Below are 9,479 nucleotides of genomic sequence, written 5' to 3'. Positions count from 1 at the left end.
CTCAATCGAACGCTTCTGCGCTTACAACTCGCCTGCGAAGGTCTAAAATGCCCCGAACTTTTGGTTCAGGACACTAGATTCTTTTTTTGACGCGTTTTCTTCACGCGAACCGGTGTCCACTTCGCTGGAAAACGCTCTAGGACAATGAAGCAAGCTGCGACTGCGTCTGCTCCAGCCAGAATTGCATGCCAAGTTGCTGGAACAGGACTGCGGCCGCATTGAGGTGCTGCTCGGCGCTTCCGCTCTGGCCGGCCGATCTGTAGCGTTTTCCGAGCCCGAGGTGACATTGCGCCGCCAGGGGACGCAGCTCGAACGCCTCGGCCTTTCGGAGGGCTTCGTGAAAATTGGTTTCGCTCTCGTCGAGAGGGGAGGGGTCACTCAGTCCAAGCTCGGCAAGGAGCCGGAGCGCGTAGGCTTCATAACCGTACTCTCCCTGTTTGCGCGCAATCAGGAGCGCTCGCCGGGCGGTTCGCTCTGCGTCGGCCGTGCGGGCGCCCTGTAGATAGGCTTCGCCCAGGCGAACCAGAATCATGGCGTGGCCACCGAGGCGATGCATGGTGTTTCCGTCGCGTTCGGTTTCTTCCAGCAGCGCGATCGCCTCGTCCGCGCGATCCGCCAGGCAATAAGCGTGCCCGAGCGCTAGGCCGATGAGCGGTAGCACCAGGGGAAGCGTCCACGAGCGGCCGAGATTGAGGGCCTGCTCGAGCACCGCGATGCTTTGCGCCACGTTGCCCTGCAGCGCCAGAACGGTGCCCTTGCAGTAATAGGAAAAGGCGAGGCTGTAGACCTGGTTCGCGCTTTCGGCGATTTCGACGGCCTCCTTGGCGAAAAACGCAGCGCGCTCAAACTCGCCGAGTTCGGCGAGCGAGCACGCAAGATATCCGCGCATGAATACGCCAAGAACCCCCGTGGTGCCCATCATCTCGGTGGCAATGTCGCCGCGAAGGCGCTCAACGGCCGCGTCCAGTATCTCTGCTGCGCGACGGTGATTTCCCCTGGCGGCACAAAGGGCCGCAAAATGTCCGCTCACCACCATCCGCAGCGGCAGTTCGTCGAGCTCTTCCGCGATCGCCATGGCGCGTTCGCCGGCTTCGGTGGCGGGATCGAGCTCCCCCATCAGGCGATAATACTGACACAGGAACGATGAAGCCTGACCGAGTCTTCGCTTGTCGCCGAGCTGCGTGGCCTGCACCTGCACCTTCTGAAGGTGATCCAGGCATCGCTCGAGGTGGCCCAGCGGGTGAAGCGAGTTGCGCAGATCAAACCGGATATCGATGGAAAGTTCGATATTCTCCCTGGTTTCGGGCACTTTCTCGAGGATGGAGAGGGCCTGTTCGAACCAGACCCGTCCGTTCTCGAGCGCCGAACGCGACAGCGCTTTCTGTCCGGCCTGCCGGAGGTATCGAACAGCCTTCTCCAGCAGCTCACCACGAACGGCATGCTGCGCCAGGCGCTCGATGTGTTCGCCGAGCCGATCCCGATACAAGGTCTCTATCGCATTGACCAGTCGCGCATGGAGCGAGCTCCGTCGTGCCCGCAGCAGCCCATTGTAGGTCACTTCGTGGGTGAGCGCATGGGTGAATGTATATTCAACGTCTGGGTAAAGTCCGGTCTCAAAGAGAAACTCGGCCGTCTGCAAATGTTCGAGCGCATGATCGAGTGCTTCTTCGGTAAAATCGGCCATGGGTCGAAGCACCGCCAACGGAATCTCCCGGCCCACCACGGACGCGATCTGCAGTAGATTTTTGTCGCCGGGGAGAAGCCGATCGATGCGCGCCGCCAGGATGGCCTGTACCGTGGGTGGCACCTGAATATTTCCAATCGGGCGCATCAGCCGATAATGACCTCGTTCTCCCGACAAGGCCTGTGTTTCCACCAGGGCACGGACAGTTTCCTCGAGAAAAAACGGATTGCCGCCGCGCCCCATGAGAAGCTGCTTGAGCGGGTCAAGTTCGGGATCCCGGCCAAGCAGCACTTCCAGCAGGTCATGGGTGTCCTGGGTCGGCAGCACGCTTAACCTGACCTGACGGTAGTTTGGCCTGGAGCCCCAGACGTCCTGGTAGCCGGGACGATACGTGACCAGCAGCAGCAGCCGGGCCGAGCCGAGAGCGCCCGCCAGGGCGTCGAGCAATGCTTGCGTCTCGTTGTCCACCCAATGAAGGTCTTCGAAGATCAGGAGAACCGGCTGCCTGCGCGCTGCCTGCAGTATCAGGCCTCTTACGGCGTCAAGATAGCGACGCCGGCGCTGGGCCGGATCGAGCGCGTGCCAGCCGGCGTCATCGAGGGGTATGTCGAGCAGCGCCAATAGCGCCGGAAGCGTCGGTTCAAGCCCTTCGTCGAGCGCGATTGTTTTCTCGACTACCTTGCGGCGTATTTCGTGCTGCTCGTCCCGGTCCTGGATCGCAAAATAGCTCTTGAGAAGCGCGACCACGGGCAGGTAGCTCGTTCCCCGTCCGAGCGAGATCGCCGTGGTCTCAAGCACCAGCCAGCCAAGCAGTCGATGCGAGTGGGTGAACTCATGAAGAAGGCGCGATTTGCCAACGCCGGCCTCGCCGATAACGGCGACCAATTGGCCCGCCCCGGTGGCCACTGGCTGCTGTGCACGGCGGAGCTGATCCAGTTCGGTCTCGCGGCCAACGAACTGGGTTAAGCCCCGAATGGTTGCCGCCTGCAAGCGGGTGCGCGCGGGGCCTGCGCCAACGAGTTCATAGACCTCCTCGGGCTCGGCAAGTCCCTTGATCGGCATCGGGCCGAGAGACCGCGCGGTTATGTATCCTTCCGCCAAGCGGATGGTCTGTGTTGTCGTCAGGATCGAGCCGGGCCGCGCCATCTGCTCCATGCGAGCCGCCAGATGCGCGGTCTCGCCAACGACGGTGTATTCCATATCGAGATCTTTACTGATGGCACAGACGACAATTTCCCCGGAGTTGATCCCAACGCGAATTTTGAGCGGCTGTTCGGCACGGTCGGCCAGTTCGGCGGCAGATTCCTGTATCATCAGCGCGGCGTAGCAAGCGCGCACGGCATGATCCTCGTGCGCCAATGGCGCGCCAAAGATCGCCATGATCCCGTCACCCAAAAGCCTGTTGACCGTCCCCTCATAGTAATGGACGGCATCAATCATCTGCTCGAGCACGGGATTGAGGATCGCCTGCGCACTCTCGGGATCGCGGCCGTATATCAGCTCCAATGACCCCGTGATGTCAGCGAACAGCACGCTGACCTGCTTTCGCTCGCCCTCGACTTCGGCTCTGGCAGTGAGGATTCTTTCGGCGAGGTGGCGCGGGGTCGGCGGTCTCAGCGCCAAAGAGCGCGAAGACAAAAACGTCGGCACACTCCGGCCCGTAGGGTGACCGCAATGCGAGCAGAACTTGGCCGTGGGCGACAACTGGTTGCCGCAACTCGTACAAACAGGTGCCAGGGCGAAAGCGCATTCCTCGCAGAACTTCGCTTCCGCGCTGTTTTCGTGCTGGCAACCCGGGCAGATCATTTGAGCTTCCAGGAAAAATAGCGTAGTCGAAAAAATCGAGCAAACGAAGGTAGCGTCCAGCACCACTGGCAACAAGTCAGTATTTCGAGCATCGCTCAATTGGCGAAAGCCCGCTGTGCGCCAACAGCGGCCATTCCGGGAGGAATTCGGATTTGAGCCGGACCGCGAAGCACCGCCAATGATATGATTTCCCGCGGTTGGCTGAGAATCGTCGGGCGGGTTGGTTGTTGGCAGGAGTCAACAGGCTGGAGGTCACGTGACAGATCGGACAGTGGGTATCATTGGACTGGGCATCATGGGGGGCGCCATCGCCCGCAACCTCGCCACGCGCGGCTGGGCCGTCGTCGGATTCGACACCGAGCCGGCGCGCAGGCGCGAGCTTGCGCTTGCCGGCGTTGATATCGTCGATGGCACCAGCGCTGTCGCCGCCCGTGCCGCGACGATCATGACGAGCCTGCCCAACGCCGGGGCTGCCCATGCCGTCGCGACGGAAATCGCCGCGTGTGCGCAGGGTGAGCGCATCGTGGTCGAACTCAGTACCTTCACCATCGCCGACAAGGTGCGCTTCAAGCAAATTCTCGAGTCTGCAGGTCATATCGCGCTCGACTGTCCGCTCAGCGGCACCGGCGCCCAGGCCGCGGTCCGGGACCTCGTCGTCTATGCGAGCGGCGATAAAGCCGCGATCGCGCGCTGTGGCGGTCTGTTTGCCGACTTTGCCAAGCAAAGTGCCGATCTCGGCGAATACGGCAATGGCAGCCGGATGAAGTTCGTCGCCAATCACCTGGTCGCCATTCACAACGTCGCCTCGGCGGAAGCGATGCTGCTCGCGGAACGGGCCGGCCTCGATTTGAATCAGGTGATCGAGATGATCGTTCCCGGCGCGGGCGGTTCGCGGATGTTTCAGATGCGGGCCCCGATGATGGCAAGCCGCAGCTATGAACCGGCAACGATGCGGATCTCGACCTGGAAAAAGGACATGGCCATTATCGCGGAGTTCGCCAGCGACGTCGGCTGTGAAACGCCGCTCTTTGCAACGACGCAACCGGTTTACACACAGGCCATGGCGATGGGATTGGGCGATCAGGATACGGCCGCGGTGTTCGAAGTGTTGAAGGCAGGCGGCCCGTAACGGGTCATCGCCGAACGGCCGCCTGGCGCCCGGAGCGGTTATTCCAGAACCAGCGGCGAGGCGACCCCGGCCGGAAATGACGATGTCGGTCCGGTCGCATGATATGTGCCCTAAACCAAGGGATAGCTAGCTCCATCCCAATCGCGTAGCGGCAGGATACCTCGGGACGGCCGAACCATACCTGCATGCAATGGTGTTCGCCGATGCTCGGCGTTACCAATCCAGCAAGACGGAATGCAAAGCAACGGAACCGGACCCCCGAGCCGGCAGTTGCAAGACAAGGTCGGCGGCGTAATGCCCGCCGGCCTTTTTCTTTTTATCGCGCCGCGCGCCGAACCTCTCGCCATCGTGCGATTCATGATGCGTTCTTGATGGCTTGCAACGAATGCCCGCTGGGCGCTCCAGCAGCAGACGTTCCCTCTGGTCCGTTTTTTGACCCGGAGCGGACATTGGCCAGCATCTCATGTTGCAGTAGTGAGCCCGGTTTTAACCTCTATCAAGGCGTCCGTTTGAGCAGTTATGATGCTGCCTCCGAGACGGGGGTGTGCATGAGGCGCCGCGAGTTCATCGGTCTCATCGGCGGCGCGGCGGCGGCTTGGCCGGTAGTGGCACGTGCGCAGCGGTCGGGCACGCCCAAGGTTGGCTATGTCTGGATCGGGGAACGTAGCACGGACGTGAGCGGCGCCGGCCTGCGTCAGGGACTAGTCGACAAGGGCTACGAAATCGGGCGCAATCTCGCGTTCGAAGACCGATACGCTCACGGCGACATCGAAAAGGTTCCGGCACTCATTGCCGAGCTTCTCGCGCTCAAGGTCGACGTTCTTGTGACGGTGGGTACGTCCATCAGCCTTGCGGCGCGGCGCGCGACCTCAACGGTGCCGATCGTTTGCATATCCGGCGATCCAGTCGGCACGGGTCTCGTGGCTAGCCTGTCACGGCCGGGAGGCAACGTCACCGGGCTCTCGCTGCTTGCGGCTGACTACAGCGAAAAGTGGCTGGAACTGCTGAAAGAGGCGTTGCCGAAACTGCATCGCGTTGCGGTGCTGTGGAATGCCGACAATCCGAGCATCGTCCTGGAAATGGAACGGTTGCAGGCAGCGGCGCGTGCGCTTGGCCTCGATTTGACCGCGTTCTCGGCGAAGCCCAACGACATCGAGGTTAGCTTTGCCGCAATCGCAAACGGCGGTTTTGACGGTCTTGTTGTGACCACCGATGCCTCTATAGAACCAAGTACACCTCGGATTATTGCATGGGCTGCGGAGCACCGACTGCCGGCGATCTATCCATTCAGCACCGCCGTCCAGCAGGGCGGCCTGATGTCCTACTCTGCTGACTTTTTTAAACTGTGGCGGCTTGCGGCGAGTTATGTCGATCGCATTCTCAAGGGCGAGAAGCCGGCCAACCTTCCCATCGAGCAGCCGACCGCGGTGACCCTAAAGATCAATCTGAAGACGGCGAAAGCACTCGATCTCGCCGTGCCTTCGACGCTGGTTGCCCGCGCCGACCAGGTCATCGAATAGGCGGCATGTCCGTTCATGGCACTTAGCCCACGCCGCCCAATCGTCGAATGTCCGCTTTGCGCGCAGCAGCCATTCGGCCCGGTGGAACGGCACCGCCTTCCGTGGACGGAACAAACGTCAGAACTCGGCCGTTTTACATACCACTTTCCGATCAACCAATCGTCCCGCTACTATCGGTCCCGTGGCCCTCGACCCTGCCTTCCGGACAAGAGAAGGTGTCGGGGGCTGCGTTGTGGTTCCCAGGGAGGACAAAAATGGCCATCGTCAACGAACCGCTTTCACGCCATGCGCTCGCCTTCGTTCTTGCGGGCGGTCGTGGAAGCCGGCTCCTGGAGCTGACCGACAGGCGCGCCAAGCCGGCGGTCTATTTCGGCGGAAAATCTCGCATCATCGATTTTGCCCTCTCCAACGCGGTGAATTCCGGAATTCGCCGGATCGCGGTTGCAACCCAGTACAAGGCCCACAGCCTGATCAGGCACCTGCAAATGGGCTGGAACTTCTTTCGACCGGAGCGCAACGAGAGCTTCGATATCCTGCCGGCGAGCCAGCGCGTCTCGGAGACCAACTGGTACCTCGGAACGGCGGACGCGGTTTATCAGAACATCGACATCATCGAGTCGCACGATGCCAAATTCATCGTGCTGCTCGCCGGAGATCACATCTACAAGATGGACTACGAGCGTATGCTGAAGCAGCATATCGAGCAACGCGCGGACGTCACCATCGGCTGCCTGGAAATGCCGCGTGCGGAATCCAGCGGCTTCGGGATCATGCATGTGGACGACAACGGCATCGTGAAATCCTTTCTTGAGAAGCCGGCCGATCCGCCGCCGATGCCTGGCAAGCCCGACAAATCATTGGCCAGCATGGGGATCTATGTATTCGATTCGAAATTCCTGTTCGACGAGTTGCGGCGCGACGCGAACGACGCGAATTCGAGCCACGATTTCGGCAAGGACCTGATTCCCTACCTCGTCAAGAACGGCCGGGCGGTGGCGCACCAATTCTCGACCTCCTGCGTCAGGTCCGACGGCGATCCACGGAGCTATTGGCGGGACGTCGGAACTGTCGATGCCTACTGGGCCGCCAACATCGACCTCACCGACGTTTTACCCGAGCTCGATATTTACGACCGTGCATGGCCGATCTGGACCCATGCCGAGATCACGCCGCCCGCCAAGTTCGTTCACGATGAGGAGGACCGGCGCGGACAGGCGGTGACTTCGCTGGTCTCCGGAGGATGCATCATATCCGGCGCCGCATTGCGCCGCTCCCTGCTGTTCACCGGCGTGCATGTCAATTCCTATGCAAAAATGGAAAATGCCGTCGTCATGCCTTACGTGAATGTGGGACGGCATGCGCGGTTGAAGAATGTCGTGATCGATCGCGGCGTTCAAATCCCGGAAGGTCTCGTGGTCGGCGAAGATCCCGAGTTCGATGCGAAACGGTTTCGAACCACGGCGCAGGGTATCACGCTGATCACGCAGCCGATGATCGACAGGCTTGATGCATGAGCGAGCTTCGCGTCCTTGCGGTCGCCTCTGAAATCTATCCGATCGTCAAGACAGGTGGTCTTGCCGACGTCGTCGGCGCGCTCCCGACTGCGCTACAGGCATATGGCATCGAAACACGGACCCTGGTGCCGGGATACCCCGATGTCATCAAGGCGCTTGCGGTCGCGGAGGAGTTCCTTCATGTGCCGGAGTTTTTTGGCGGACCGGCCCGCCTGCTCGGTCGCGTGCATGGCAACCTCAACTTGCTCGTGCTCGACGCGCCGCATCTCTTTGCGCGGCCCGGCAACCCCTACGTCACCCCTGATGGCAAGGACTGGCCTGATAACGGCGTGCGCTTTGCCGCGCTTTCGAAGATGGCGTCCGAAATCGGCCAGGGCGCCATTCCGTCGTTCGTGCCTGATGTGGTGCATGCCCATGACTGGCAGGCTGGCCTCGCGCCTGCCTATTTGCACCTTGCCCATCAGCGCCGGCCCGCCACCGTGATGACGGTCCACAATCTGGCCTACCAGGGCAAGTTTCCGCATCACATGCTCGATGTGTTCGGCTTGCCGCGCGAGTCTTTCTCGATTCACGGCGTCGAATATTACGGCATGATCAGCTTCCTGAAAGCGGGCCTGCAATTCTCCGATCGCATCACGACGGTTTCGCCGACCTATGCGCGCGAGATTCAGACAAGTGAGGGAGGTATGGGGCTGGGTGGGTTGCTGCGCGAACGGTCACAGGTCCTGAGCGGCATCCTCAATGGCATCGATATATCGGTCTGGAACCCGGAAACCGACCGCGACATCGCCGCGCGTTTCAGCGCGACCGAGCTGGATCCCCGTGCGGCAAATAAACTGGCCCTGCAGCGCCGGTTTGGTCTTGATCCATCCCCAAACGCACTGCTGCTCGGCGTGGTGAGCCGGCTGTCCTGGCAAAAGGGACTGGATATCCTCCTCGAGAATCTGCCGACCATCCTCGGGGAGGGGATGCAACTCGTCTTGCTCGGGAGCGGAGAGGCGGATCTCCAGCATGCTTATCAGGCCGCCGCAAAAGCGCACCCGGGCCGGATAGCGGTTCTGATCGGCTACGACGAAGCTGTCGCCCATCTCATTCAAGCCGGCGCCGACGCCCTCGTCGTGCCGTCGCGCTTCGAACCATGCGGCCTGACCCAGCTTTGCGCCTTGCGATATGGCGCTGTCCCGATCGTATCGCAGGTCGGCGGCCTTTCGGATACCGTCATTGACGTAGGTGAGGCAGGTGGCGCAGCAACCGGCTTGAAGTTTGGGCCCGTCACGGCCGACGCCCTCGCTGGCGCCCTGCAACGAGCCAATATCCTGTGGCACGACCAGCAAGCCTGGCGAAGGTTGCAGTACAATGGCTTGTCGACGGATGTATCATGGCGCAGTCGGGCGAGCCGCTACGCTGCCCTGTATCGCGATGTCGTCGCGGCCCGCCGGAATCAATAGCACCGCATTTGCTGAGCGGCCGCTTTGCGCCAGAAGCGGTCGTCCAGATGACGCCCGTTTTGATGCCAAGCGGCACTGCTAACCTGTGGATGAGCGTTCGCGACGAACGATGCCGCCGCCGCCGGCGAGTTCTTTCACGGGCATCGCTTAAGGAACCCGCAATACTTCAAGGTTATGTTTATAATCCTTGGATGGAATGCAGTAGTGGGCGGATTTTCGTCTAGTTCGCCTTCTGGGGCGGCTCTCGCTGATCTCGTCGCGGCACGCGATCAATGCTTCCATTAATGAGAATTTCGGGCCTGTTGAAGGTTTCCGCAGAAAGTACTGAAGCGCAAAACACGACTGCCCCCGGCACCGCATCTGCCGAAGCGGTCAACA

General features: G+C 61.2%; 5 protein-coding genes. 4 read left to right on the top strand and 1 reads right to left on the bottom strand.

Features of this window, described 5'->3' with window-relative positions; genetic code table 11:
- Positions 1–136: 136 nt before the first annotated feature.
- Positions 137–3,556 carry an AAA family ATPase gene (locus JQ629_RS33790; RefSeq protein WP_349631362.1) on the bottom strand — a complete coding sequence of 1,140 codons (3,420 nt, stop codon included), beginning with the start codon at positions 3,554–3,556 and terminating at the stop codon, positions 137–139.
- 154 nt (positions 3,557–3,710) lie between these two features.
- Here JQ629_RS33790 and JQ629_RS33785 point away from each other — a divergent pair, with 154 nt between their 5' ends.
- The 4 genes from JQ629_RS33785 to glgA all read left to right on the top strand — a co-directional run bounded on the left by JQ629_RS33785 (position 3,711) and on the right by glgA (position 9,101).
- Entirely contained in the window at positions 3,711–4,619 is a 909-nt protein-coding gene (locus tag JQ629_RS33785; protein ID WP_283815977.1) for an NAD(P)-dependent oxidoreductase, read from the top strand.
- 449 nt (positions 4,620–5,068) lie between these two features.
- Positions 5,069–6,139 carry an ABC transporter substrate-binding protein gene (locus JQ629_RS33780; protein ID WP_212416282.1) on the top strand — a complete coding sequence of 357 codons (1,071 nt, stop codon included), beginning with the start codon at positions 5,069–5,071 and terminating at the stop codon, positions 6,137–6,139.
- Positions 6,140–6,393: 254 nt separating this feature from the next.
- The gene (gene glgC / locus JQ629_RS33775; RefSeq protein WP_212416287.1) at positions 6,394–7,653 is read left to right on the top strand and encodes a glucose-1-phosphate adenylyltransferase; all 1,260 of its coding nucleotides are present in this window, start codon (positions 6,394–6,396) and stop codon (positions 7,651–7,653) included.
- Positions 7,650–9,101 carry a glycogen synthase GlgA gene (glgA, locus tag JQ629_RS33770; RefSeq protein ID WP_212416281.1) on the top strand — a complete coding sequence of 484 codons (1,452 nt, stop codon included), beginning with the start codon at positions 7,650–7,652 and terminating at the stop codon, positions 9,099–9,101. The genes glgC and glgA overlap by 4 nt, the downstream gene beginning before the upstream one ends.
- The last annotated feature ends 378 nt before the right edge of the window (positions 9,102–9,479 follow it).

Origin of the sequence: Bradyrhizobium sp. AUGA SZCCT0222, from assembly GCF_018130205.1 — a bacterium.
Taxonomy (GTDB): Bacteria; Pseudomonadota; Alphaproteobacteria; order Rhizobiales; family Xanthobacteraceae; genus Bradyrhizobium.
This window is presented reverse-complemented; position numbering and strand designations above follow the sequence as displayed.